This is a genomic window from Streptococcus castoreus DSM 17536, from assembly GCF_000425025.1.
In the GTDB taxonomy this organism is placed as follows: Bacteria; Bacillota; Bacilli; order Lactobacillales; family Streptococcaceae; genus Streptococcus; species Streptococcus castoreus.
Genome location: NZ_AUKZ01000009.1, coordinates 1 through 26537, shown reverse-complemented (window position 1 = coordinate 26537; position 26537 = coordinate 1). Strand labels below are relative to the sequence as shown.

Sequence of the window (26537 nt, the reverse complement as noted above, 5' to 3'; positions counted from 1 at the left end):
CCCGATAAGATGTCTTAAGCCAAACGTTTTGAATCATCCCTTGTTTATCGACCTACATTTTAGGTACAAGAATGGATGATAAGATCGTGTTTCCAGATGATTTAGCCGATGATGGTTAAAATGTTGAGTTGGTTAGGGCAGTGCTTTGTAACTCTCTATAACAGGTGATTTCTTATAGAATCATCATTTCTATTGTGCAGATGATTGCTGTTTTTGCTTGATTTGTTAAAGACGGTAGGCTATCTTTAATGTACTGGTTAAGGTTTAATCTTTTCTTATACTTTTGTTTAAAGGAGAATGAGGGGGTAAGAAGTTCTTGAATGGGATCAATCAGTCAGTATAGTAAGTGATCAAATAAAAAATCATCAAAAAAATATTTTAAAGGGGGGACATTTTTATGTCAGAACGTAAACTTTTCACGTCTGAATCAGTATCTGAGGGGCATCCAGATAAGATTGCAGACCAAATTTCAGATGCTATTTTAGATGCTATTTTAGCAGAAGATCCAGAAGCTCATGTGGCTGTGGAAACTTGTGTTTATACAGGTTCAGTCCATGTCTTTGGAGAAATTTCAACGACAGCTTATGTTGATATTAACCGTGTGGTTCGTGATACCATTGCAGAAATAGGATATACAAATGCTGAGTATGGTTTTTCAGCAGAATCTGTTGGTGTTCACCCATCGCTTGTGGAACAATCTGGCGACATTGCTCAAGGGGTTAATGAGGCCCTTGAAAGCAGAGAGGGTGATACGGATGACCTTAGCCATATTGGGGCGGGTGATCAAGGGTTGATGTTTGGGTTTGCCATTAATGAAACACCTGAATTGATGCCTTTACCAATTTCTTTGTCACACCAACTGGTGCGCCGTTTAGCACAATTACGTAAGTCAGGCGAGATTAGTTACTTACGCCCAGACGCCAAGTCTCAAGTAACCGTTGAGTATGATGAAGACGATAAACCAGTTCGTGTGGATACGGTTGTTATTTCAACACAACATGATCCAGAGGTTACAAACGAGCAAATCCGTCAGGATATGATTGAAAAAGTGATCAAGGCAGTTATTCCAGCTCACTATTTGGATAACGCAACTAAGTTCTTTATCAATCCAACAGGTCGTTTTGTTATTGGTGGTCCTCAAGGGGATTCTGGTTTGACTGGACGTAAGATTATTGTGGATACCTATGGTGGCTATTCACGCCATGGCGGTGGCGCTTTCTCAGGAAAAGATGCTACTAAGGTTGATCGTTCAGCTTCTTATGCGGCACGTTATATTGCTAAAACAATTGTTGCAGCAGGTCTTGCTACCAAGGCGGAAGTGCAACTAGCATACGCTATTGGAGTTGCTCAGCCTATTTCTGTTCGTGTAGATACTTTTGGCACCTCAACAGTTTCAGAAGCAATCTTAGAAGCATCTATTCGTCAAGTTTTTGATTTGCGTCCAGCAGGTATTATTAAAATGCTTGACTTAAAACGCCCAATTTATAAACAAACAGCTGCTTATGGGCATATGGGACGATTAGATATTGACTTGCCATGGGAACGTTTGGATAAGGTTGGAGCCTTAGTGGAAGTAGTGAAACAATCATCATAATAGTATAAAATTAATTGAAGAAGGTGGAGTGACTGATGTTTCATGGGATTCTACCTTTTTTATAATTCCCTAAAACGGCTCGTTTTTTTTTAAGAAATGATTGAAAATTAAGAGATCAATAATTGTCAGTTGATAGGAATTGTGATAAAATGAAAAGGTTGAATTCTAGTACAAGAAAGTTTTGAATGTATGCATAAAATTATTATTAATGGCGGAAAAGCCTTATCCGGGGAAGTGGCAGTCTCAGGAGCAAAAAATAGTGTTGTTGCCCTTATCCCAGCAATTATCTTGGCAGATGATATTGTTATCTTAGATGGTGTTCCTGCTATTAGTGATGTGGATAGTTTGATTGAGATTATAGAACTGATGGGAGCTAAAGTGAACTACCATGAGGATACTTTGGAAATTGATCCAAGAGGAGTGCAAGACATTCCGATGCCTTATGGGAAAATCAATAGTTTGAGAGCTTCCTATTATTTTTATGGGAGCCTTTTGGGGCGCTTTGGTCAGGCTGTTGTTGGCTTGCCGGGCGGTTGTGATTTAGGACCAAGACCAATTGACCTTCATTTAAAAGCTTTTGAAGCTATGGGAGCTAAGGTCTCTTACGAAGGGCAGAACATGAACTTGTCAACTAATGGTCAAAAGCTCCATGGAGCCCATATTTATATGGATACCGTTAGTGTTGGTGCGACCATCAATACCATGATTGCAGCGGCTAAAGCAAATGGTCGAACGGTTATTGAAAATGCTGCGCGTGAACCTGAAATCATTGATGTGGCAACTCTTTTAAATAATATGGGAGCCCATATTCGTGGTGCTGGTACAGACATGGTTACCATTGAAGGCGTTGAAACATTGCATGGAACAAGGCACCAAGTTATTCCAGATCGTATTGAAGCAGGAACCTATATCGCTTTAGCGGCAGCCATTGGAAACGGGATTAAGGTAACCAATGTTCTTTACGAGCATTTAGAAAGTTTTATTGCTAAATTAGAAGAAATGGGTGTCCGCATGACTGTGGAAGAAGACGCTATTTTTGTGGAAAAACAAGAAGCACTCAAGGCAGTTACCATTAAAACATCACCTTATCCAGGATTTGCAACGGATTTACAACAACCTTTAACACCATTATTGTTAAGGGCACAAGGGCGTGGTAGTATTATTGATACCATTTACGAAAAACGTATCAATCATGTGCCAGAATTAGCTCGTATGGGAGCGGAAATCTCAGTAGTTAGTGGCAAGATTGTTTATCGCGGGCCGAGTCAATTAACAGGTGCACAAGTTAAGGCGACTGACTTGCGTGCAGGGGCTGCCCTTGTTATTGCAGGTTTAATGGCAGAAGGAAAAACTGAGATTAGCAATGTTGAGTTCATTTTACGTGGCTATGCCAGTATCATTGCTAAGCTAACAGCTCTAGGGGCAGATATTCAAATAAGTGAAGCTTAAGATTTAAGAAGCCCTAATTAAAATGGACAATAAAAAAAGAGTGTTGGTTAAAAGGTATGATTCCCTGTATTCCGTAGGAGTCATGCCTTTTGAAATTTCGTATGGTCATAGTCTTTGAATTGAGTAATGCGTTTATCTCTATTCTGTGATGGATGTAATCACAGGGATTCACTCTTAAATTTTCATAAGGGTATGAGAAGTATTATAAATTTCTTTTACCAGAATGAGAAATGGTAATATCTTACTGAATTTTTTAAGACAGATTCGTTTATTGAAATCTTTGATCTGACTGTAAGGAACAGAGTTATGTTGGCTTCAAGGTCGTCAAAGACAAAGTTCAAATTGTCAAAAATGAACTGGTTATTGTTAAAATCCTTAGAAGTAGCGTTAACTTATAAATCTTTTATGATACTGAAGCTCCTCCTTGTTCTTGTTTGCTAAAAAGACGTTTCGTTGTAACGTCCCTTAGTTGACTATTATAGTCTCTGTAGATTTCATTGAACAGATCTTTTCTATCGTAAAAACCTGAACTAGTTAAACCATAAAAGACCACGACAAACGCATGTAGAAAAAACAATCATGATTTTTCTGAAAAGGAGAAATTATGTTCTGAAATGCAGAAAAACCCTTTGACTTTTCAGAAAGCATCGTTTTCTAGTTAACATTTTAGGAAGAAAACTATTTTGGCAATTTTATATATTCATAATTGAATGACAATTTAAACATGCGATAGCCTTTTGCCGTTTTCATTATTTTTTTGATAAGAGAATTTCTTCGTGCGTACGGCGTGATAAAAGACGAGTATTGGGTGCAAAATAGACCATAACATGTTAGAATAATAGGTGATTTGAATTTAAGAGGGGTGGTTTCTTGGTTTTGAGCTTAATTTAAAAATTAAACGAAGTCACTATTGTACCAAGAGATAAAGGTTTATAATTAGGAGTAATCATGGAATATTTTAACGTTGGGAAAATTGTGAATACCCAAGGCTTACAAGGTGAAATGCGTGTTTTATCTGTCAGTGATTTTGCTGAGGAGCGGTTTAAAAAGGGGTCTCAATTGGCTTTATTTGATGAGAAAGAGCGATTTGTAAAAGACGTCGTTATTGTTAGTCACCGGAAACAAAAGAATTTTGAGATTATCAAATTCAAAGATATGAACCACATTAATACTGTTGAAAAATATAAGGGCTACAGATTAAAAGTTTCTAAAGATAATCAAGGCGATTTGCAAGAAGGCGAATTTTATTATCATCAAATTATTGGCATGGCTGTTTATGAAAAGGATCATTTGATTGGTCATATCAAAGAAATTTTACAGCCAGGGGCTAATGATGTTTGGGTTGTTAAGCGTAACGAAAAACGGGATTTACTCCTGCCCTATATTCCGTCTGTGGTTCTTGAGGTAGACGTTTCCAATAAGCGTGTGCTGGTTGAATTGATGGAAGGTTTAGATGATGAAGATTGACATTTTGACCTTGTTTCCTGAAATGTTTGCGCCTTTGGAACATTCGATTGTTGGAAAAGCAAAAGAAAAAGGTCTGCTAACGATTCAATACCATAATTTTCGAGATTATGCTGAAAAAGCTCGGCATGTGGATGATGAGCCTTATGGTGGTGGTCAGGGGATGCTGTTGAGGGTACAGCCAATTTTTGATACCATTGACCACATTCAAGCCAAGCATCCAAGAATTATTCTTTTGGACCCAGCTGGTAAACCATTTACTCAGTCCTATGCGGAGGAATTAGCTCTTGAGGAAGAGTTAATTTTTATTTGTGGTCACTACGAAGGGTACGATGAACGAATCAAAACACTTGTGACAGATGAAATTTCGTTGGGAGATTTTGTCTTAACAGGTGGAGAATTAGCAGCTATGACTATGGTAGATGCGACCGTTAGGTTAATTCCAAATGTGATTGGAAAAGAAAGTAGTCATCAGGACGACTCTTTTTCATCAGGTCTTTTAGAATATCCTCAATACACGAGACCCTATGAGTATCGAGGAATGAAGGTGCCTGATGTTTTGATGAGTGGTCATCATGAACGTATTCGCCTATGGCGTATGGAAGAGAGTCTCAGAAAAACCTATTTGAGACGACCAGACTTGCTAGAACATTATGACTTTTCGGATGAAGAGCGTAAGCTATTTGATAAGATAAGGGAAGAACTAACTCAAGGAGAAACGTAGTGGAAAAAAGAGGATATGATATTACCATTATTGGTGGGGGACCAGTGGGATTATTTGCAGCATTTTATGCTGGACTTCGTGGCATGACGGTTAAAATCATTGAAAGTTTGTCGGAGCTTGGAGGTCAGCCTGCCATTCTCTACCCCGAAAAAATGATTTATGATCTTCCAGCTTATCCGTCACTAACTGGTGCAGAATTAACAGAAAATTTGATCAAACAACTTAGTCGTTTTAAAGATCGTACAAGGATTTGCTTAAAAGAAGAGGTTTTATCTTTTGAAAAAGTTGATAACAGTTTTAGGATTTTAACAAATAAGGCAGAGCATTTTTCAAAAGCGATTATTATTGCTTGTGGTAATGGTGCTTTTGCGCCACGAACTTTAGGATTAGAAGGCGAAGAAACCTTTGCAGATCATAATCTCTTTTACAACGTTCATCAGTTAGATCAGTTTGTAGGTCAAAAAGTTGTGATTTGTGGTGGTGGGGATTCGGCGGTGGATTGGGCTTTGGCTTTAGAAACGATTGCTAAAAGCGTGACAATTGTTCACCGTCGAGATGCTTTTAGGGCACATGAGCATAGTGTCGAACTTTTGGAAAAATCAAATGTTACGGTTTTAACACCTTATATACCAATTGAAGTGAAGGGTGTTGGCAATTTAGCCGAAAAATTAGTTATCCAAAAGGTCAAAGAAGAGGAAGTAATGGAACTTGATTTGGACAGTTTAATTGTTAGTTTCGGTTTTTCAACTTCAAATAAAAATTTGAAAAATTGGAATTTAGATTATAAGCGTTCAAGCCTCATTGTTAATTCTCTTTTTCAGACCAGTCAAGAGGGCATATTTGCTATTGGAGATTCAGCTGCCTATGAGGGAAAACTTGATTTGATTGCGACTGGATTTGGTGAAGCACCGATAGCTGTTAATCAAGCCATTCAGTACATTTATCCAGAAAGAGATAACCGTGTTTTGCATTCGACTTCTCTCATCGATTAAGAACCTAAAAAGTGGAGAATGATTTATTTGAACAAAGTGAGAATGGTTATTTTGTCGATAGATTTTCTCTTACATTATCTTTCATTGACGAAATGGTTTTAATTTTAGAGATTATAATTATTTTTTGAAAAACTTGTCGTTCAAAAAAGCTGTCTGTATTTTCTTCATACTGTATGCTGGTGTCGTTTTTAGGTTGTCGTGACAAGTCCTAGTCTTTGTGGTAGAATATAGTCATTGTGAAAAATGTGATAGTTTTCACAGGATAAAACATTACAATGAAAAGGGGTCTATTATGACAACAACGGCTAAAGAGACATTTAGCTCTTTTATGAATAAGGTTTTAGCTGGTACGGCGACTGCAATCGTCGTAGCATTGATTCCTAATGCTATTTTAGCAACTTTTTTAAAACCACTTCTGCCAAATGCAATGGCGGCAGAATTTTTACATATTGTCCAAGTATTCCAATTCTTCACGCCGATTATGGCAGGTTTCTTGATTGGTCAGCAATTTAAATTTAACCCAATGCAACAACTAGCTGTTGGTGGGGCAGCTTATATTGGGTCAGGTGCCTGGGTTTATACTGAGGTGGTTCAAAAAGGGGTTGCCACAGGGATATTCCAATTAAGAGGTATTGGTGATTTAATTAATATGATGATTACTGCCAGTCTTGCTGTTTTAGCTGTGAAATACTTTGGCAATAAATTTGGTTCTCTAACTATTATCTTGTTACCAATTATTATCGGAACTGGTGTCGGCTATGTTGGTTGGAAATTGCTTCCTTATGTATCTTACGTAACGACCTTGATTGGTCAAGGGATTAACTCATTTACAACCCTTCAACCTATTTTGATGTCTATTTTAATTTCTATTGCCTTTTCTCTCATTATTGTTAGTCCTATTTCAACAGTTGCTATTGGCTTGGCAATTGGTCTGAATGGTATGGCAGCAGGGGCAGCTTCAATGGGAATTGCCTCAACGGCTGCCGTTTTGGTTTGGGCAACCCTTAAAGTTAATAAATCAGGTGTTCCAATCGCCATTGCTCTTGGTGCGATGAAAATGATGATGCCGAATTTCTTGAAACATCCAATTATGGCAATTCCAATGGTGGTTACAGCTGCAATTAGTTCATTGACCGTTCCTCTATTCAACCTTGTTGGGACACCAGCGTCATCTGGATTTGGATTAGTAGGTGCGGTAGGTCCAATTGCTTCTTTGGCAGGTGGTAGCTCTATTATCGTTATCGTTCTTGCTTGGTTGCTTGTGCCATTTTCAGTGGCTTTTGCAGCACATAAAATTTCTAAAGATATACTGAAACTGTACAAAGAAGACATTTTCGTATTTGAAGGTTAAAAGGAGAAAAACATGTTAGTTTATATTGCTGGATCGGGTGCTATGGGTTGCCGTTTTGGTTACCAAATTTCAAAGACAAACAATGATGTCATTTTGTTAGATAATTGGGAAGATCATATTAGTGCCATCAAGGGAAATGGTTTGATTGTGACTGGTGATGTGGAGGAAACGGTTAAACTTCCTATCATGAAACCTGCTGAAGCAACTCAAGAAGCTGACTTGATTATCTTATTTACAAAAGCGATGCAGTTGCCACAAATGCTTCAAGATATTAAAGGAATTATTGGAAAAGAAACAAAAGTCCTTTGCCTTTTAAATGGGCTTGGTCATGAAGATGTGATTCGTCACTATATCCCAGAGCACAATATTTTGATGGGTGTAACGGTTTGGACAGCTGGTTTGGAAGGTCCTGGTCGTGCTCATTTACAAGGTGTTGGTGCCCTTAACTTGCAAAGTATGGATCCAACTAATCAAGAAGCAGGGCATCAAGTGGCTGACTTATTAAATGAAGCTAACTTGAATGCCACTTATGATGACAATGTTGTTCCAAATATTTGGCGAAAAGCTTGTGTTAACGGAACCATGAATTCAACTTGTGCCCTTTTAGATTGTACCATTGGTGAATTGTTTGCTAGCGAAGATGGTTTAAAAATGGTTAAGGAAATTATCCATGAATTTGTGACTGTTGGTCAGGCTGAGGGAGTTGAATTAAACGAAGAAGAAATTACTACATATGTGATGGATACTTCTGTGAAAGCAGCCCACCATTATCCATCAATGCACCAAGACCTTGTTCAAAATCACCGTTTGACTGAAATTGATTTTATCAATGGCGCAGTCAATACTAAGGGTGAAAAACTTGGGATCAACACACCCTATTGCCGTATGATTACAGAATTAGTTCATGCAAAGGAAGCCGTTTTAAATATTAAGTAAGAAGTCAAAAGTCTATTATATTAAGCTTAAGTTCTTATATAATAGGCTTTTTGCTTTTTAAACAAAAAAAGGTTGATCTTGCTGGTCCTTTTAAAAATTCGCCTTTAGCTTGACAAGCTATTAGAAAATGGCAAGTTTTGAAGGGTTTTGAAAGGTTCCGCTTGACTTTGAAAGAAAAAAGAGTATAATAATGTCTGTAAACGATTTCAGATAGAGGTGATCTTATTTTAAAATCAAAACGAAAACAGCTAATTATGGCAAAAATTACTGAAGATAACTATGTTGCTTTAGAAGATTTGATGCAGCTACTAGATTCGTCTGAATCAACTGTCCGTAGAGACTTGGGAGAATTGGAACAAGAAGGGCGCTTGCACCGTGTCTATGGTGGTGCAGAACTCTTTCATTCTTTGCAGGAGGAATTATCTAATCAAGAAAAGTCTGTCAAAAACAGTCAAGTTAAAAAGGTAATTGCGCAAAAGGCATCAACTCTTATCTATGATAATGATGTGATTTTTATTGATGCTGGCACAACCACTGAATTTTTATTGCCCCTTTTAAAGGCTAAAAATCTAACGGTTGTGACTAATTCTATTCATCATGCAACGCGCTTAGTTGAACTGTCTATTAAAACCATTATTATTGGTGGTTATGTGAAGCAAACGACAGATGCTAGCATTGGTAATATGGCTTTAGAACAAATTAGGCAGATGAATTTTGATAAGGTCTTTCTTGGAATGAATGGTGTTGATGAGGCTTATTTAACCACTCCTGATATGGAAGAAGCGGTGATCAAAAAGGCTGTCATGGCAAACGCTAAACAATCCTATATTTTAGTAGATGGCACTAAAATTGGTCAGGTGTCGTTTGTCAAAGTGGCTCCTATTGATGACGTTACTATTATCACAGAGAGGGGAACGACAAGTATTCTCAAAAAAATAAAGGAAAAGGCAAAGGTGATTGAACTATGATTTATACAGTGACCTTAAATCCTTCCATTGATTTTATTGTCAGGCTTGACCAGATAAATCTTGGGTCAGTGAATCGCATGGTGAGTGACGATAAGTTTGCTGGGGGAAAAGGCATTAACGTTAGTCGAGTCTTGCAACGTTTAGGTATTGATAGTACAGCGACAGGATTTCTAGGGGGATTTACAGGGCGTTTTATTGAAGAAAGCTTGATAGCTGAGGGCATTAAAACTGCTTTTGTAGAAGTTGATCAAGATACTCGGATCAATGTTAAAATCAAGTCGCAGGAAGAGACGGAGTTGAATGGTCAGGGACCAACCATTAGTTTGGAGCAATTAGAGGTATTGAAATCCAGATTGTCTCAATTTACAGCAGAAGACACGGTTGTTTTTGCGGGTTCTGCACCAACAAATCTTGGCAATGCTGTTTATAAGGAATTAATTCCTTTAGTGAGACAAAGTGGAGCCCAAGTGGTTTGTGATTTTGAAGGTCAAACGTTACTGGATGCCCTTGCTTTCAATCCTTTATTGGTAAAGCCTAATAATCATGAATTAGAAGCTATTTTTGGTGTTACCCTAAATGGTTTTGACGATGTTGAAACCTATGCACGTAGACTTTTAGACATGGGTGCCCAAAATGTAATTATTTCAATGGCTGGTGATGGTGCCCTACTCGTAACGGGAGCAGCAAGTTATTTTGCAAAACCGATTAGTGGGCAAGTCAAAAATTCTGTTGGTGCTGGCGATTCAATGGTTGCTGGGTTCACAGGTGAATTTGTAAGAAGTAAAGATCCCGTTGAGGCTTTGAAATTGGGTGTGGCTTGTGGTACGGCGACAGCCTTCTCAGATGACTTAGCAACGATTACATTTATTAAGGAAACATATGATAAAGTTGAGGTAGAAAAACGATGAAAATTCAAGATTTATTGAAAAAAGATATTATGATTCTCGATTTACAGGCGATTTCCAAAGAAGTTGCCATTGACGAGATGATTACTAAATTAGTTGAAAAAGATATTGTCCATGATTTTGATATCTTTAAAAAGAGTATCATGACACGTGAAGAACAAACCTCTACAGGTCTTGGTGACGGGATTGCTATGCCACATTCAAAAAACATTGTGGTGGATAAGCCAGCAGTCTTGTTTGCAAAATCAAATAAAGGGGTAGACTATAAGTCATTGGATGGTCAACCAACTGATCTCTTCTTTATGATTGCTGCTCCTCAAGGTGCTAATGATACACACTTGGCTGCGCTAGCAGAATTGTCACAATACCTCTTGAAAGATGGTTTTGCAGACAAACTTCGTGCAGCAAACACTCCAGATGAGGTACTTGCTGTGTTTGATGAAGCTTCAAAAACCAAAGAAGAAGTGATTGCTCCAGCAACTAGTCAGGACTTTATCGTTGCTGTTACAGCTTGTCCGACTGGTATTGCCCACACTTATATGGCAGAAGAAGCTTTGAAAAAACAAGCTGCTGAAATGGGAGTTGCCATTAAAGTTGAAACCAATGGAGCATCAGGTGTTGCTAACCGTTTAACAGCTGAGGATATTAAGAAAGCCAAAGGTGTCATTGTTGCAGCAGATAAAGCGGTTGAAATGGACCGTTTTGATGGCAAACAATTGATTACTCGTCCCGTCGCAGATGGGATTAAAAAGAGTCAGGAATTAATTTCTTTGATTTTGAATAATGAAGGAAACACTTATCACGCTAAAAATGGTAGGACTGAAAAAGCAGTATCAACTGAGAAAACAAGCCTAGGTGGTGCTTTCTACAAACACTTGATGGGCGGTGTCTCTCAAATGTTGCCATTTGTTATCGGTGGTGGGATTATGATTGCCCTTGCTTTCTTGCTAGATAATATGCTTGGTGTGCCAAAAGATCAACTTGCTAGTCTAGGTTCTTATCATGAAATAGCCGCTATTTTCATGAAAATCGGGGGCGCAGCCTTCTCATTTATGTTGCCAGTATTAGCAGGTTACATTGCATATTCTATTGCTGAAAAACCAGGTTTGGTTGCTGGTTTTGTGGCAGGTGCAATTGCTTCAAATGGTCTTGCTTTTGGCAAGGTGCCATTTGCAGCGGGAGGAGAAGCGAGCTTGACCTTAGCAGGTGTGCCATCAGGTTTCTTAGGAGCCCTTGTTGGTGGTTTCCTTGCAGGTGGTGTCATTCTTGCTTTGCGTAAATTGTTGGCAGGTTTACCACGTTCTTTAGAAGGGGTTAAATCCATTCTCCTCTATCCATTACTGGGGGTGCTTGTGACCGGCTTCTTGATGCTCTTTATCAATATTCCAATGGCAGCTATCAACACAGCACTTAATAACTTCTTACAAGGTCTTTCTGGTAGTTCTGCAATTCTCATGGGACTTCTTGTCGGTGGTATGATGGCTGTTGATATGGGTGGTCCTGTAAATAAGGCAGCCTATGTTTTTGGTACAGGTACTTTAGCAGCTACTGTGGCAAACGGTGGTTCAGTGGTAATGGCGGCTGTAATGGCAGGTGGTATGGTACCCCCACTTGCAGTCTTTGTCGCAACCTTATTGTTTAAAGAGAAATTTACTAAAGAAGAACGTGAATCAGGGTTAACAAATATTGTTATGGGACTTTCTTTTATCACAGAAGGGGCTATTCCGTTTGGAGCTGCTGATCCAGCACGTGCCATCCCAAGCTTTATTGCAGGTTCTGCCTTGACCGGTGCTCTTGTTGGGTTAGCTGGTATTAAATTAATGGCGCCTCATGGCGGTATCTTCGTTATTGCTTTAACAAGTAATCCAATTTTATACCTTGTCTTTGTGGCAGTAGGTGCACTTGTTTCAGGGATTCTCTTTGGTGCTCTCCGCAAAAAAGCTTAAATTTACAAGATTATTCTAAACAAATCGAAATTTACTAGAATCTGCTAAGATTCTAGTTTTTTGATATACTGGAGATAAACGACAGGAATGAGGAAAATGTTTTGAAAACCAAAAGAAGGAGAAGAAGTCATCCGAAACAATTTGATGGGTTTGTTGTAGGTTTAGTATTACTTAATCTGATGATTAGTGTATGGACACTCATATCCACTAAGAAGCGCCTAGAACCTTATGCGGGGGATCAAACCATGGTCTTTGTCCGCCAGATTAGTCACTCTGCACGAGCAGTCGCTCAAAAGAAAAAGTTATATAGTTCTGTGATGATGGCTCAGGCCATTTTAGAATCCAATAATGGCAAGTCACAACTGAGTCAAAAACCTTATTATAATTTTTTCGGCATTAAGGGGAGTTATAAAGGACGGTCAGCTATTTTTCCAACTTTGGAAGACGATGGACAGGGTAATCTTTATCAAATTGATGCCGCTTTTCGTTCGTATGGTAGTTTGACGGCGAGTTTTGAAGATTATGCTAGGGTTTTAAGTGATCCTCTTTACCAAAACACAAAGAAATCTTTCAGGTCTCATTATCAGAAGGCGACAGCGACTTTAACAGGAACTTATGCGACTGATACAGCTTATAATATTAAGTTGAATGACATAATAGAGCGTTATCAGTTGACTAATTTTGATAGTCCTATGAAATAAGTTATTCACAGATTTTCTCAAAAATCAGAAGAAATATTTCGATTTAAAGACAAAACTTATCAATCTGATTAAATTATCTGTGGATAACTCTATTAAAAAATTCTTATGCTATAATAAGTATCAGAAAACGAATAGAAAAGGGATATAAATAGTATAATGATGAAAAAGAAAGGTAAGTTTCTACTGATTGGTCTTTTTGTTTTAGCGGCTTGTTTAGGGGCTTATAGCTCAATGAGACAACCGCGTAGCACTTCAAAAGTATCGGCAGAAACAGTATCTGTTTCTTCAACGCAAGCTTTTATTAATAAAATTGGTTCGACAGCAAGTGTCATTGCCCAAGAACGTGACCTCTATGCCTCTGTCATGATTGCTCAGGCTATTTTGGAGTCAGGTAATGGTCAGTCTGGTTTAAGCCAAGCGCCATATTATAATTTCTTTGGCATAAAAGGTGCTTATAAAGGTGCTTCTGTGACCATGTCAACATGGGAAGATGATGGTGCCGGTAATACTTACACGATTAATCAGCCATTTAGAGCCTATTCAAGCATTTCAGAGTCCCTTTATGATTATGCCGATTTATTGGGTTCTGACATTTATGCAGGTGCAAGAAAATCAAATACCTTATCTTACCAAGATGCTACAGCAGCCTTGACAGGCTTGTATGCTACGGATACCCGTTATAACGTGAAATTAAATAGCATTATTGAAGCTTACGGTCTAACAGCTTATGATGTGGTTAATACCAATACTCAAGGTGGAGGTGTGGCAACTTCAACTTATGTTTGGAATCACTACCGTAAAAATTATACGGACGCTGAAACACTAGCGGTTGATGAGGCTTGGGCGCGACGCATCTACAATTAATATGAGCAGAAAATCATCCAAAAGGGTGATTTTTTTGGTATAATGAAAGTCATGAAAACCATTGAAGAAATTTACAAAAATCATGCTGAAATGCCTTTCATTTCCTTAAAATATCAAGAAGAATTGAGACGAAAGCCAATTCCCAAACGGCATATGGTGAGAACAATAGAAGGCTTGTTACCAGGTCATTTGGTTATGTTGTGGCGTATTCATTTTGGCACCTATACAACAGCTACTAGTCATCACAAATATTTTTATACCAACTATGGCATTGATGCTCAAACTGAACTGGATTGGTTAATAGCACAAGGCTATGTTCAAAAAACTCTGCAAGAGAGTCACTTTGTCATTTACCGGCAAGCAGCTTAAACCAGTTTTTAAAACAAAAAGGTATTAAAGGGCTATCAAAATTGAAACGTCAAGAATTGGATCAGGTTGTGTTAAGGCATTTCAACGAAGAGGAATTAGACCGGTTATTTGAAGTGAGGGGTTACCGTTTACTGGAAAAAGGCGAGAGAGTTTTGTCTGCTAATACCGATATTATTAATCGTCACCCTAAAAAATACTAGTTTAAGCCTACTTTAATAATCTTCAAATCTATGCTATAATGAGTCATATTACCACCGAGGAGAAAGAACACATGAAATTAGTTCGTGAAAAAGAATTTGTCAACCAATACCACTATGATGCTAGAAATCTCGAATGGGAAAAAGAAAATGGAATACCTGAAACGAATTTTGAAGTGACTTTTCAATTAATCAATAAAGATAAAGTGCAAAAAGAAACTGCTATTGTTTCCGTTTTACAATTTGTGATCGTGAAAGAAGAGTTTGTGATTAGTGGTGTGATTTCACAGATGGTTCGTATTTTGGACCGTTTGGTTGATAAACCGAGTGAATTTAATCAGGAAGAAGTCGAATCTTTAGCCGCTCCTTTATTGGATATTGTTAAGCGCTTGACTTATGAAGTTACAGAAATTGCCTTGGATCGTCCTGGTATAAATTTGGAGTTTAAAAATTAATGAAATTAGCAGTCATTACAGATAGTACAGTAGCACTACCGGCAAGCCTGAAAAATCATGATGCGATTTTTAGTCTTGATATTCCGATTATTATTGATGGTGAAACTTATTTTGAAGGGCATAACCTGACTATTGATGATTTTTATCAAAAGATGGCAGTATCACAGGATCTTCCTAAGACGAGTCAGCCAAGTCTATCTGAATTGGATAACCTTTTAGAACTTTTACCTTCCAAAGGATATACTCATGTTATCGGTCTGTTTTTAGCAAGTGGTATCTCAGGATTTTGGCAAAATATTCAGTTTTTGATTGAAGAACATCCTGAATTGACAATTGCTTTTCCAGATAGTAAAATAACGTCCGCACCGCTTGGCAGTATGGTGAAAAATGTATTGGATTGGGCCAGTCAAGAGATGACTTTTCAAGCTATTTTAGACAGATTGCAAAAGCAAATTGATGACACAACAGCTTTTATCATGGTTGATGATCTTAATCATTTGGTTAAAGGGGGGCGTTTATCAAATGGTTCTGCCTTACTTGGAAACTTGTTGAGTATTAAGCCAATTCTTTATTTTAATGATGAAGGAAAAATTGTGGTTTATGAAAAAGTGAGAACGGAAAAGAAAGCCATGAGACGCTTGGTTGATATTTTAAAGGATTTAACCGAAGAGGGTGACTACGAGGTTTCAATCATTCATTCAAGAGCACAAGATAAAGCTGATTATTTAAGACAACTGTTGCTTGATAGTGGCTGTCAATGTGCTATTGAAGAGGCGCATTTTGGTGCTGTTATTGCAACACATCTTGGAGAAGGGGCAGTCGCTTTTGGTGTTACCCCTCACGTCTAGTATTTGATTTGGGCAAAGCAAACTCTCTAATTCTGAAACGATGATTAAGACATCAGTTGATAGTAGCAGTTGTTGATGATTTAGTAATTTTGACAAATAGGCTTGTCAAACCTGTTGGATGGTAGGTTAGAAAATATGAAATTAATGACGATGCCTTCTGAATTTCAGAAGGCTTTACCAATACTGAAAAAAATTAAAGAAGCTGGTTATGAAGCCTACTTTGTTGGAGGTAGTGTTAGGGATGCTTTGTTAGAACGCCCTATCCATGATGTTGATATTGCGACTAGCTCATATCCAGAGGAGACTAAGACCATTTTTTCCAGAACGGTTGATGTTGGCATCGAACATGGGACAGTTCTCGTCTTAGAAAACGGTGATGACTATGAAATTACAACCTTTAGGACAGAAGATGTTTATGTGGATTACCGTCGTCCGAGTCAGGTTTCATTTGTGCGCTCTTTGGAAGAAGACTTAAAACGAAGAGATTTTACAGTCAATGCCTTAGCCTTAGATGACAATGGTCAAGTCATTGATAAATTTACAGGTTTAAAAGATTTAGAGCAAAAACGATTACGAGCTGTCGGTAGCGCTCAAGAACGTTTTGAAGAAGATGCTCTACGCATTATGAGAGGTTTTCGCTTTGCGGCTAGTTTAGATTTTGAGATTGAAGAAGCAACTTTTGATGCCATGAAAAGTCATTCGTTTTTATTAGAAAAAATTTCTGTGGAGCGGTCTTTTATTGAGTTTGATAAATTATTAACAGCTCCTCATTGGCGTAAGGGAATTTCTGCTATGATTGCTTGTCAAGCCTATCAATATTTACCTGGTTTGAAAAATCAAGAGGTGGCTTTGAAGCAAATGACAGGCTCTTTATCTAATGCGTTTACTTTTACGGATAATCATCAAGCTTGGGCTTGCCTTATGATTAATCTTGAGGTTGGTAATCCTAAACAGTTCTTAAAGGCTTGGAAAACATCAAATGATTTTCAACATTGTGTTACAAATTTGGTGACCCTCTATGCCATTCGACAAGAAAGACCCTTTCAAAAATCAGATATTTACCGATATGGCGAGAAATTGGCAGTGCTAGTTGAAGAACTTCGTCAAGCACAGGGATTTGAGGTTGATATGACACGTATTGGGCAACTCAATCAAGCCTTAGCCATTCATGATAAACATGATATTGCCATCAATGGGTCTCACTTGATTCAAACCTTTGGTATGACACCGGGACCTCAACTCGGTCATATGCTTGCAAAAATTGAATCAGCCATTGTAGAAGGTCGATTAGACAATGATCCAGTTATGATTAACACTTTTGTTAGAGAGGAATTAGCAAAATGAGCCATTTTTTGGTGGAAAAACTCACAAAATCGGTTGGAGACAAAACGGTCTTTCAGGATATTTCCTTTATCATTCATGAGCTAGATCGGATTGGAATTATTGGGGTAAACGGAGCAGGAAAAACAACCCTCTTAGATGTTTTGTCAGGAAAACTTGGTTTTGATGGGGATGTTTCCCCCTTTTCAAAAGCCAGCGATTACAAGATTTCTTATCTGACGCAAGACCCTGAATTTAATGACACCGATTCGGTTTTAGATACCGTTTTGTCTTCAGACTTGAAAGAGATACAGCTGATTCGTCAATACGAATGGTTAACGACTAACTATTCTGAAAATAATCAAGAGAAGTTAGAAATGTTGATGTCTGAAATGGATAGATTAGATGTTTGGTCAATAGAAAGTGATGTCAAAACGGTTTTATCTAAACTTGGTATTCAAAACCTTAATCAAAAGGTAGGTCATTTATCTGGAGGGATGAAAAGACGTGTTCAGTTGGCACAAGTCCTTTTGGGATCGGCTGATTTGTTACTATTAGATGAGCCAACTAACCACTTAGATATTGATACCATTGCTTGGCTAACTCATTATTTGAAGCATTCTAAAAAAACAGTCCTCTTTATCACCCATGACCGTTATTTCTTGGATCATGTAGCCACTCGTATTTTTGAATTGGATAAGGCTGGGCTGACAGAATATCAGGGAAATTACCAGGACTATGTGAGGCTAAAGGCAGAGCAAGATGACCGTGATGCTACCAGTTTGCATAAGAAAAAGCAATTATATAAGCAAGAATTAACTTGGATGAGGACTCAGCCACAGGCGCGTGCCACCAAGCAACAAGCAAGAATTAATCGTTTTACAGATCTTAAAAAAGAGGTTCATCAAAACAAGTCGACAGATCAACTGGAAATGTCTTTTGAGATAAGCCGGATAGGGAAAAAGGTTATTCATTTTGAAGAGCTTTCTTTTGCTTATGGAGATCGACAGTTAATTCATCGGTTTAATTTGATTATTCAAAGCAAGGATCGTATTGGTATTGTTGGTGATAATGGGGTTGGAAAAACAACCCTTTTGAGTTTAATTAATGGTGATCTTAAACCAACATCTGGTAAACTTGATATTGGTGAAACCATCCGAGTGGCTTATTTCTCGCAGCAAATTAAAGATATGGACGGTAATAAACGTGTTATTAGCTACCTTCAAGAAGTAGCTGATGAAGTCAAGACGAATGTAGGGTCAACCAGTATCAGTGAATTATTGGAACAATTCCTCTTTCCGAGATCTAGTCACGGTACCTTGATTTCAAAGTTATCAGGTGGAGAGAAAAAGCGTCTTTATCTACTGAAACTCCTTATTGAAAAACCAAATGTTTTACTTCTTGATGAACCGACTAATGATTTAGATATTGCAACCTTGACGGTTTTAGAAAATTTTCTGGCGAACTTTTCTGGTCCTGTTATCACTGTCAGTCACGACCGTTATTTCTTGGATAAGGTAGCTACTAAAATCTTAGCTTTTGAAGAAGGGAACATTGCTGTTTTTTATGGCAATTATAGCGATTACCTTGATGAAAAAACTTTTGAAAAAGAAAAGGTAGAGATGACTAAACCGACTGTGGTTCAAGAAAATAAACGTTCTCAAAAGGTGGCAAAGAAGAGGATGTCTTATCTTGAAAAGCAAGAGTGGTCAGGGATTGAAGATAAAATTACTGACATCGAAACGAAAATAGAAGAAATAGAAAATAAGATGTCAGAAGTTGCTAGTGACTATGGTCAACTGGCTCAGTTGCAACGAGAGCTAGAACAATGGAATCTTGACTTATTAGAAGCCTATGACCGTTTTGATTATCTCAGTGGATTAGAGGTATAAATTGTATGTTACGATCGTTTTTCATGCGAGACTGGCAATAAAAAGGCTATCATAATTTGGTTAAAATAATAGTGGCATGTTTGACAGTCTCCCCATATTGAGGAGACTGTTTTTTACTGATCATTTTGAGAACACTTTTAGCTCTGCAAGCGCAGAACTTGACAGGAATATTCTGAAAATTTATAATATTGATTATACTTAAATCAATAGATAAGGGAGGATATTTATATGATAACTGCAAAAGAATATGTTGCAACTGTTTTTGAGACAGTAAAAAAAGAGAATCAACACGAAATAGAATTTCTTCAAGCAGTTGAAGAGGTGTTTGCTTCTTTAGTACCCGTTTTTGAGAAATATCCCCAGTACATTGAGGAGAATCTTTTAGAGCGTTTGGTGGAGCCAGAACGCATTGTGAGTTTTCGTGTTCCTTGGGTTGATGATCAGGGTAAGGTTTGGGTCAATCGTGGTTACCGTGTTCAATTTTCATCTGCCCTAGGTCCTTATAAAGGTGGATTACGATTTCATTCGTCGGTGAATCAATCAATCGTAAAATTTTTGGGATTTGAACAGATCTTTAAAAATTCCTTAACGGGTCAACCTATTGGTGGTGGAAAAGGAGGCGCCAATTTTGATCCTAAAGGTAAATCTGATAGGGAAGTGATGCGCTTTACTCAAAGTTTTATGACAGAGTTGCAAAAACATATCGGTCCTGATCTTGATGTCCCTGCTGGTGATATTGGAGTTGGGGGACGTGAAATTGGATATTTATTTGGTCAATATAAGCGCCTACGTGGCTTTGAAAATAGTGTTCTAACTGGTAAGGGCTTAACTTATGGTGGTTCGTTAGCCCGTAAGGAAGCGACTGGTTACGGTGTTGTTTATTTTGCACAACAAATGCTAGCGGCAAGGGGAGAGAACCTGGTAGGTAAAACAGCTATTGTATCTGGCTCTGGTAATGTTGCTATTTACGCTGTTGAAAAGTTACAAGCGTTAGGGGCTAGAGTGTTAGCTGTTTCTGATTCATCAGGTTATGTTTATGATGATAATGGGATTGATCTAGAACTCTTAAAACGTATTAAAGAGGTTGAACGTGGTCGGATTAGAGCCTATCTCAAAGATCGTCCGACAGCTATTTTTAAAACAGCTGATCAAGATCACATTTGGTCGATTAAGGCTGATCTAGCCTTTCCGTGTGCCACTCAAAACGAACTGGACGAAGAAGCTGCTAAAACTTTGGTTGCTAACGGTGTTTTGGCTGTAATTGAAGGAGCCAACATGCCATCGACCCTAAAAGCAATTGATTATTTCCAGAAAGCAGATGTTTTATTTGGACCGGCAAAAGCAGCGAACGCAGGTGGAGTTGCAGTATCTGCCCTTGAAATGGCGCAAAATAGTAGTCGTTTGTCTTGGTCGTTTGAGGAAGTTGATCGCAAACTTTATGAGATTATGGCAGGTATTTATGAAAAATCAGCCAGTGCTGCAAAAGAATTTGGTCAAGAAGGTAATCTTGTTTTTGGTGCCAATATTGCAGGCTTCCTTAAAGTTGCTCAAGCCATGTCAGATCAAGGCATTGTCTAACCACTTTCTCTATTTCTTTTTTCTGCAAGTGAAAGGTTTTCAAATTTTTGTTTGTGTCGGTCGTCTTAATGAACCGCAATGATCTTTTAGAAACACCTTACCGATTCTGCCTACAACATAATATAAATGAATTATTCTGTTAGTAAAAGAATATTTTTTCTAGCTACTAGCGATAGATGCTTATAGTGAGTTGTGAAGTGAATTTTCCTTGTTTGGTGTTATCTGGAGTAGGGAACTTAACTCATTATTTGAAATTTTTCATGTGCCTGTCGTGGAAAATGATCAAGTCTCTATTGACAGCGTTACCATTTTTTGTTAAACTGATTAATAATTTAATAAACGGATTGTAACTCTTCGGGAGGCATTACCAAATATCCAAAAGTAAGGGGTGTGGTATGTCTTTGAAGAGTTTTTTTATGTTAAATAAATGAGTTTGGAAGGAAGTTATCATGGAAGTTGTTAAGAAAATTAACAATAATGTTGCAGAATGTATTGACGGCAATGGTCGAAGCTTAATTGCTTTTGGAAAGGGAATTGGCTTTCCAAAGATGCCGTATATCTTAACGGATTTGACAATGATTGATATGACATTTTACAAATTGGAAAGGCATTTTGAACAATTGTTGACTGAGTTGCCTGAAATAATTGTGACAGTCAGTGTTATGATTGTTACGATGGCCCAGAAAGAACTTCAAGGACGACTGAACCCGACATTAGTCTTTAGCCTAGCCGACCATATTCACTTTGCTATTCAGCGGCTTAATAATTATCAAGAGATGAAATTACTGTTTTCCCATGAAGTTGAGAAACTCTATCCTCTTGAAACACGTTTGGGTGAACAAGCACGTGAGATGCTAAAGGAACAGTTAGGTGTTGTTTTGCCTAAAAGTGAGATTACAACTTTAGCAATGCATTTTGTGACCAGTCAAACAGAGTTCAAACAATCTCAAGAAGAGTTGCGGTTGGAGGATACCATTGAGCAAGTAACTCAGATTATTGAGCAGTCACTTCATATCCAGATAAATCGTGATGAGTTCAACTATAATCGCTTTAAAAACCATATTCGTTACTATATCATGCACATGCGTGGGGGAGAACAATTTATGGATGATAATAGCAGTATTTTAGAGAGTCTTAAACATGAAAAAAATGAAATCTATACAGTTGCTTATAAGATTGGTCAAGTAATTAATCAATCTTATTGCTTGAAAATGACGGGAGATGAACTGTTATATCTCATGATCCACATCAACCGTCTGTATGATAAAAATGAAAGAAGAAAAAATGATGCAAGATAATTTTCAACTAATCGCAAAAAACATCTTACAAGAAATTGGTGGTGTAGCCAATATTTCAAACATGACCCACTGTATGACACGCCTGCGTTTTAACCTAAAAGACCAAAGTTTGGTAAACGACGATGCTGTTAAGCGTATCAAGGGAGTTATTGGGGTCAATCACTCAGGCGAGCAATACCAGATTATCATCGGGCAGACGGTGGATAAGGTTTTTGTAGAGTTAGGCAATTTAACTGGCTTTAACCAAGTGGATGCGTCAGAAGTAAACCAAGCTAAGGAAAAATTGACTATTAAAACAGTCTTAACTAAGACTTTGGATTACCTTTCAGGAAGCATGACACCTATGATTCCTGCGATGATTACAGCTGCTATGTTTAAAACCTTACAGGTGGTTTTTGGTCCGTCGCTCCTTAACCTTATCAGTGATAAAAGTGATTTTTTTATTCTGACAGGTGCTCTCTATAATGCTTTTTTCTATTTTTTACCAATATTTCTCGGTTTTACAGCAGCTAAAAAATTGGGAGTTAATCAAGTCATGGGGCTTTATATCGGTGCACTTTTAGTCGTACCTGATTTGGTCACTTTGGCTGAAAAACCAATAACAATTTACGGTTTTATTCCAGCAGTTTTACATAATTACGCACAAACGGTATTACCAGCTGTTCTTAGTATCTGGGTTATGGGCTATGTAGAGAAATTCTTCAAAAGGATTATTCCTGCAGTTCTCTCAACCATTTTTGTGCCATTTTTGACTATGGTGGTCATGACACCAATTATTTTGATGGGACTTGCACCTATTGGAAATATCTTTGGACAATGGATTGGTACAGGGCTTATTTCCTTTGGTGGTATTGGAGGTTTCTTAGCAGTGGCTGTGGTAGCTGCACTTTGGGAATTGTTGGTGATGACTGGGATGCATATGGTTTTGATTACTTTTGCCCTAACTGGTTTGATGACTAATGGTGTGGATCATTTTGTTATGGTAGCTGCTATTTTGGCAACTTGGGCGACCTTTGGTTTGGCACTTGGTGCCGCCTTGCGTATCAAGGATAAGGAAGAAAAAGCCTTAACTTTTGGTTATGTGATTAGTGGTCTTATTGGTGGGGTAACAGAACCTACAATTTATGGAGTGATGCTCAAATATAAACGAACCATCGCAATTCTGTCGTTAGGAGGTTTTATTGCTGGAACCTATGCGGGATTGACTAAGGTCGGTCTTTATGTCGCTGGTGCCTCAAATTTCCTTAGTGTAGTCGGCTATTTTGCGGGGGGTTCGAGTAATATCATTAATGGTCTTGTCGCCACAGCCATTGCCTTTTTCGGGACAGCTGTTTTGACCTATTTCTTTGGTTTTACCAAAGATGATCTCATCGTTGCTCAAAACATTGAAAAGGAGTCCGTTCAAAGAAAGTCAAGTGTTTCTGAAGAAATTGTTAGCCCACTAACTGGGGATGTCATCCCTCTCAAAGATGTTCCAGACCAAGTCTTTGCAACAGGTGCAATGGGGAAAGGGATGGCGATTCAACCGGTAGATCATCAAGTAATTGCACCAGTAGATGCTGAAGTAACTTTAGTCTTTCCAACAGGTCATGCAATTGGTTTAACAAGCTCAAACGGAACAGAGCTTCTTATTCATATTGGCATGGATACCGTATCATTGAATGGTAAAGGTTTTACAACGCATGTTCAGGCAGGAGATAGGGTTTCTAAAGGTCAGGTATTAATTAGCTTTGATTCGGAAATCATCCGTCAAGCCAATCTCTCACTGGTCACACCAATTATTGTTACTAATAGTAATGCGTTTATAGATGTCGAGGTCACTCATGCGGACACTGTCCAAGCAGGTGAGTTCCTCTTAGCTACTGTCAATTAGATAAAAATAGAGCAAAGGAGCCATCATGTCCAAAAAAGTTATTTTTCGTGGTGATGATTTGGGTTACTCAGAAGGAGTCAACTACGGTATTCATAAGGCGGTTAGTCAAGGTCTTATAAGGAGTCAGGGGGTCATGGTCAATATGCCCGCTACTCAGCACGGAGTGACCTTGGTCAAGGATTATGATATTGCTTTTAGCGTTCATGTCAATATTTGCAATGGACGACCATTAACAGATCCTGCTTTAATTCCGAGCCTTGTTACTGAAGATGGTTTCTTTAAATCTTCAACGACTTATCGATCTTCAAAAGAGGAATTTGTGGTATATGAGGAAGTGATCCTTGAGGTGGAAGCCCAATACTTGAAGTTTACTGAACTCTTTGGGCGAAAGCCTGATTATTTTGAAGGTCATGCTGTTGCATCACAGAATTTTTTCAATGCTTTGGAAACAATAGCACGTAAATATGACTTGAAATACTCTGGTTTACCAAAGAATTTTAACCAATCATTGACAATTGGAACATCACGAGTGCGGATGACAATGGCATCTATGCTTCCAGACTATGACCCATTTGATATGGTTAAGACAGTAGTTGAGCAAATGTCAGAAGACATCGTAGAACTTTTTGTCTTTCATCCAGGATACTTAGATTGGGAATTACTCCAAACCTCTAGCATGACAATGATTCGTCCCCAAGAAGTGGCAATGTTAACTGGTTCAAAAATCAAAACCTTTTTGGATAAGAAAAAGGTTGAACTGATTGATTATAGGGATTTATAATAAAACACGAGGATTCGTTAGCTGTACAAATATAATAAAAGCCATTTGTTTTCACGACAAAATAACTTCGTGGTTTAAAGGTGATGTATGATACGCTTTAGCGATAGTCTATTCTTATTATGACTTCAAGAAGAATTAGGCAACCAGTTGCAACGATGTCAAGTAAATGAATGAAAAGCAAATGTCAAATATTAAAAAAATGCGTGTCATTTCTTTCAGAGCACATGCATTTTTATATTATTTCTAAATCTATTTGGCATTTTCTATCAAGATGAGTTCAGCAGAGATATTAAAGCACGAAGTGATGAATTTTATCTGATCGGAGGATCTAGTTAGATTTAACGTTGCAATTTTTAATTACACAAGTTAGAAAAAAACAGTCATCCAAAACAGATAGAGAGGGCAAGAGAATCGAAAAAATACGAGATAAAATAAAGAATCTTAACATATAGTTAAAAGTGAAGAAATAAATTTAAGAAAAGGCGCTAAGTTATTTTATAAAAGTCACAGAATTTTTTCAAAATTGTTGTGCGAAAATGGTTATATTTGAGAAAAAGTTGTCAATAATGCCAGTTTTTTCTTCCTATTATCTAGTATAATATGTACGGTAGATTTTTGTTTGTATATCAATGAATTAGTGATGAGTAATATTGTGTTATTCATTAATAATTCGTTGTTAATTAAAGTCTAACATTATTGACACTTAAAGCATAAGTTTGTTTCCAAAAGTTGAAACAACAAACGAAGGAAGGAGTATAAAAAGAAAATGAAAAAGAGAGGAAACAGACAAAATCTGACTTCATTTTTCTTGGTTTTTGTGATGTTTTTGGGATTAATATTCTAAAGTCAATCTGTATTTGCACAAGAGGTGGTGCAAAAAGAAAGATCAATATCTGTAGAGAAAAAATGGATTGGATATCCGTTGGATTCTGTAAAGGTAAAACTGTTTGCGAATGGGGAAGAAAAAGAATCTAAGGAATTAAGTGAAGCCAATCATTGGAAACATACTTTCGAACGCCTGCCTAAGTATGATAATAATAACAAAATAATTAATTATAGTGTTAAAGAAGAATTATCCGATTGGGGAAGAAATGCTTATGAAAGCAAGATTACGGGAAATGCTGAAAATGGGTTTGTAATTACTAATACTAATATAACTACAAGGGATATAAACGTAAGAAAATTTTGGAACCAAGAACCACCTTCACTGATACCGAGGAGCAAATTCTCTTTGCCCTCTATTTCAGGAAAGCAAGAAGATAAAGACGATATTTTTAAATTGAAACAGCCAACGCCAGAAAGTATTACTGTTCGATTATTGGCTGATGGCAAAGAAATAGCTTCAGCAACGATAACTGAAGCCGATGGATGGGAACACTTTTTCAAAGATATGCCTATTTATGATAAAACAGATGGGCATCATATTGAATATACATGTAAGGAAGATGAGGTTAAGGGGTATAAATCAGAAATAGAATATAGAGGTGATTATTTTGCAATTGTAAATAAGTCTATCATTGATATTCCAGTAGAGAAAAAATGGATAGGAAAAAGAGGAGACTCGGCAACAATTCACTTGTATAGGGAGTATGAAGTTGAAGAATACAATGATGAAACCGATACATTGAATAAAGTAACGAAAAGCGAAAAAGTAAAAACGATAGAATTAAATGAAAATAATAACTGGAAATATGTTTTTGAAGGATTAGAAAAATTCTATTTTAATGAATCGGGATTATCGAGTAAAAGTAGGTATTATATAACAGAGGACGCTATTGATGGATATGAATCCAAAATAACGGGGAATGCTGATCAAGGCTTTGTAGTTACGAATACAAATACGAATATACATACGGATAAGATTTCTATTCCAATCGTCAAACAGTGGGTAGGAAAGGCAGCCGATAAGGTAGAAGTCAAACTACTTGCAGATGGCATTGAAAAAGCAACGGTCACCTTGACAGCCGCCACCGATTGGAAACACACTTTTAAAGACCTACCAAAATATGATGAAAAAGATGGTCATGAAATT

21 protein-coding genes and 1 pseudogene are annotated in these 26537 nt (G+C 37.6%); all 22 read left to right on the top strand.

The window, feature by feature from the left end:
* Window positions 1–397 precede the first annotated feature (397 nt).
* A complete protein-coding gene (gene metK, locus H346_RS0104040; protein ID WP_027969959.1) occupies window positions 398–1594 on the top strand; it encodes a methionine adenosyltransferase in 1197 nt (398 codons plus the stop codon).
* Window positions 1595–1783: 189 nt separating this feature from the next.
* Complete coding sequence (locus H346_RS0104035) at window positions 1784–3043, top strand: UDP-N-acetylglucosamine 1-carboxyvinyltransferase (protein ID WP_027969958.1); 1260 nt, start codon at window positions 1784–1786, stop codon at window positions 3041–3043.
* A gap of 948 nt (window positions 3044–3991) precedes the next feature.
* Entirely contained in the window at window positions 3992–4510 is a 519-nt protein-coding gene (rimM, locus tag H346_RS0104030; RefSeq protein WP_027969957.1) for a ribosome maturation factor RimM, read from the top strand.
* A complete protein-coding gene (gene trmD / locus H346_RS0104025) occupies window positions 4500–5231 on the top strand; it encodes a tRNA (guanosine(37)-N1)-methyltransferase TrmD (RefSeq protein ID WP_027969956.1) in 732 nt (243 codons plus the stop codon). Before rimM ends, trmD begins: the two co-directional genes overlap by 11 nt.
* Window positions 5231–6223: an NAD(P)/FAD-dependent oxidoreductase gene (locus H346_RS0104020; protein WP_027969955.1), complete on the top strand. Its 993-nt coding sequence runs from the start codon at window positions 5231–5233 to the stop codon at window positions 6221–6223. The genes trmD and H346_RS0104020 overlap by 1 nt, the downstream gene beginning before the upstream one ends.
* A 292-nt stretch (window positions 6224–6515) precedes the next feature.
* The gene (locus H346_RS0104015; protein ID WP_027969954.1) at window positions 6516–7574 is read left to right on the top strand and encodes a PTS sugar transporter subunit IIC; all 1059 of its coding nucleotides are present in this window, start codon (window positions 6516–6518) and stop codon (window positions 7572–7574) included.
* A gap of 12 nt (window positions 7575–7586) precedes the next feature.
* On the top strand, window positions 7587–8510 hold the full coding sequence (locus tag H346_RS0104010) for a 2-dehydropantoate 2-reductase (RefSeq protein ID WP_027969953.1): 924 nt from the start codon (window positions 7587–7589) through the stop codon (window positions 8508–8510).
* 254 nt (window positions 8511–8764) lie between these two features.
* Window positions 8765–9478, top strand: a complete 714-nt coding sequence (locus tag H346_RS0104005; protein WP_027969952.1) for a DeoR/GlpR family DNA-binding transcription regulator — start codon at window positions 8765–8767, stop codon at window positions 9476–9478.
* Window positions 9475–10386 (top strand): 1-phosphofructokinase, encoded by a 912-nt coding sequence (pfkB, locus tag H346_RS0104000; protein ID WP_027969951.1) that lies wholly within the window; start codon window positions 9475–9477, stop codon window positions 10384–10386. The genes H346_RS0104005 and pfkB overlap by 4 nt, the downstream gene beginning before the upstream one ends.
* A complete protein-coding gene (locus H346_RS0103995) occupies window positions 10383–12329 on the top strand; it encodes a PTS fructose transporter subunit IIABC (protein ID WP_027969950.1) in 1947 nt (648 codons plus the stop codon). Before pfkB ends, H346_RS0103995 begins: the two co-directional genes overlap by 4 nt.
* A gap of 101 nt (window positions 12330–12430) precedes the next feature.
* The gene (locus H346_RS0103990) at window positions 12431–13030 is read left to right on the top strand and encodes a glucosaminidase domain-containing protein (RefSeq protein ID WP_027969949.1); all 600 of its coding nucleotides are present in this window, start codon (window positions 12431–12433) and stop codon (window positions 13028–13030) included.
* Window positions 13031–13186: 156 nt separating this feature from the next.
* Window positions 13187–13894, top strand: a complete 708-nt coding sequence (locus H346_RS0103985; RefSeq protein WP_027969948.1) for a glycoside hydrolase family 73 protein — start codon at window positions 13187–13189, stop codon at window positions 13892–13894.
* Between the two features lie 51 nt (window positions 13895–13945).
* Window positions 13946–14463, top strand: a pseudogene (locus H346_RS09645) (hypothetical protein).
* Between the two features lie 71 nt (window positions 14464–14534).
* Window positions 14535–14915 carry a DUF1149 family protein gene (locus tag H346_RS0103975; RefSeq protein ID WP_027969947.1) on the top strand — a complete coding sequence of 127 codons (381 nt, stop codon included), beginning with the start codon at window positions 14535–14537 and terminating at the stop codon, window positions 14913–14915.
* On the top strand, window positions 14915–15763 hold the full coding sequence (locus tag H346_RS0103970) for a DegV family protein (protein WP_027969946.1): 849 nt from the start codon (window positions 14915–14917) through the stop codon (window positions 15761–15763). The genes H346_RS0103975 and H346_RS0103970 overlap by 1 nt, the downstream gene beginning before the upstream one ends.
* A 135-nt stretch (window positions 15764–15898) precedes the next feature.
* Entirely contained in the window at window positions 15899–17107 is a 1209-nt protein-coding gene (locus H346_RS0103965) for a CCA tRNA nucleotidyltransferase (protein WP_027969945.1), read from the top strand.
* Entirely contained in the window at window positions 17104–18975 is a 1872-nt protein-coding gene (locus tag H346_RS0103960; RefSeq protein WP_027969944.1) for an ABC-F family ATP-binding cassette domain-containing protein, read from the top strand. Before H346_RS0103965 ends, H346_RS0103960 begins: the two co-directional genes overlap by 4 nt.
* A gap of 228 nt (window positions 18976–19203) precedes the next feature.
* Complete coding sequence (gdhA, locus tag H346_RS0103955) at window positions 19204–20553, top strand: NADP-specific glutamate dehydrogenase (protein ID WP_027969943.1); 1350 nt, start codon at window positions 19204–19206, stop codon at window positions 20551–20553.
* Between the two features lie 449 nt (window positions 20554–21002).
* Window positions 21003–21851, top strand: a complete 849-nt coding sequence (locus tag H346_RS0103950) for a PRD domain-containing protein (protein WP_027969942.1) — start codon at window positions 21003–21005, stop codon at window positions 21849–21851.
* Window positions 21823–23724, top strand: coding sequence for a glucose PTS transporter subunit IIA (locus H346_RS09640; protein WP_156888841.1), 1902 nt, complete (start codon window positions 21823–21825; stop codon window positions 23722–23724). The genes H346_RS0103950 and H346_RS09640 overlap by 29 nt, the downstream gene beginning before the upstream one ends.
* 25 nt (window positions 23725–23749) lie before the next feature.
* Window positions 23750–24505, top strand: coding sequence for a ChbG/HpnK family deacetylase (locus tag H346_RS0103940; RefSeq protein ID WP_027969941.1), 756 nt, complete (start codon window positions 23750–23752; stop codon window positions 24503–24505).
* 871 nt (window positions 24506–25376) lie between these two features.
* Window positions 25377–26537: Cna B-type domain-containing protein (locus H346_RS0103935; protein ID WP_027969940.1), on the top strand; the 1161-nt coding region annotated here is incomplete at its 3' end.

Bases quoted from the DNA above. Each gene is read 5' to 3' on its own strand.
- H346_RS0104015 (WP_027969954.1), top strand. From the start codon at position 6,516: ATGACAACAACGGCTAAAGAGACATTTAGCTCTTTTATGAATAAGGTT.
- H346_RS0103985 (WP_027969948.1), top strand. From the start codon at position 13,187: ATGATGAAAAAGAAAGGTAAGTTTCTACTGATTGGTCTTTTTGTTTTA.
- H346_RS0104010 (WP_027969953.1), top strand. From the start codon at position 7,587: ATGTTAGTTTATATTGCTGGATCGGGTGCTATGGGTTGCCGTTTTGGT.
- H346_RS0104035 (WP_027969958.1), top strand. From the start codon at position 1,784: ATGCATAAAATTATTATTAATGGCGGAAAAGCCTTATCCGGGGAAGTG.
- H346_RS0103975 (WP_027969947.1), top strand. From the start codon at position 14,535: ATGAAATTAGTTCGTGAAAAAGAATTTGTCAACCAATACCACTATGAT.
- H346_RS0103960 (WP_027969944.1), top strand. From the start codon at position 17,104: ATGAGCCATTTTTTGGTGGAAAAACTCACAAAATCGGTTGGAGACAAA.
- H346_RS0103965 (WP_027969945.1), top strand. From the start codon at position 15,899: ATGAAATTAATGACGATGCCTTCTGAATTTCAGAAGGCTTTACCAATA.
- H346_RS0103995 (WP_027969950.1), top strand. From the start codon at position 10,383: ATGAAAATTCAAGATTTATTGAAAAAAGATATTATGATTCTCGATTTA.
- trmD (WP_027969956.1), top strand. From the start codon at position 4,500: ATGAAGATTGACATTTTGACCTTGTTTCCTGAAATGTTTGCGCCTTTG.
- H346_RS0103940 (WP_027969941.1), top strand. From the start codon at position 23,750: ATGTCCAAAAAAGTTATTTTTCGTGGTGATGATTTGGGTTACTCAGAA.
- H346_RS09640 (WP_156888841.1), top strand. From the start codon at position 21,823: ATGAAAGAAGAAAAAATGATGCAAGATAATTTTCAACTAATCGCAAAA.
- H346_RS0103950 (WP_027969942.1), top strand. From the start codon at position 21,003: ATGGAAGTTGTTAAGAAAATTAACAATAATGTTGCAGAATGTATTGAC.
- rimM (WP_027969957.1), top strand. From the start codon at position 3,992: ATGGAATATTTTAACGTTGGGAAAATTGTGAATACCCAAGGCTTACAA.
- H346_RS0104005 (WP_027969952.1), top strand. From the start codon at position 8,765: ATGGCAAAAATTACTGAAGATAACTATGTTGCTTTAGAAGATTTGATG.
- H346_RS0103970 (WP_027969946.1), top strand. From the start codon at position 14,915: ATGAAATTAGCAGTCATTACAGATAGTACAGTAGCACTACCGGCAAGC.
- gdhA (WP_027969943.1), top strand. From the start codon at position 19,204: ATGATAACTGCAAAAGAATATGTTGCAACTGTTTTTGAGACAGTAAAA.
- metK (WP_027969959.1), top strand. From the start codon at position 398: ATGTCAGAACGTAAACTTTTCACGTCTGAATCAGTATCTGAGGGGCAT.
- pfkB (WP_027969951.1), top strand. From the start codon at position 9,475: ATGATTTATACAGTGACCTTAAATCCTTCCATTGATTTTATTGTCAGG.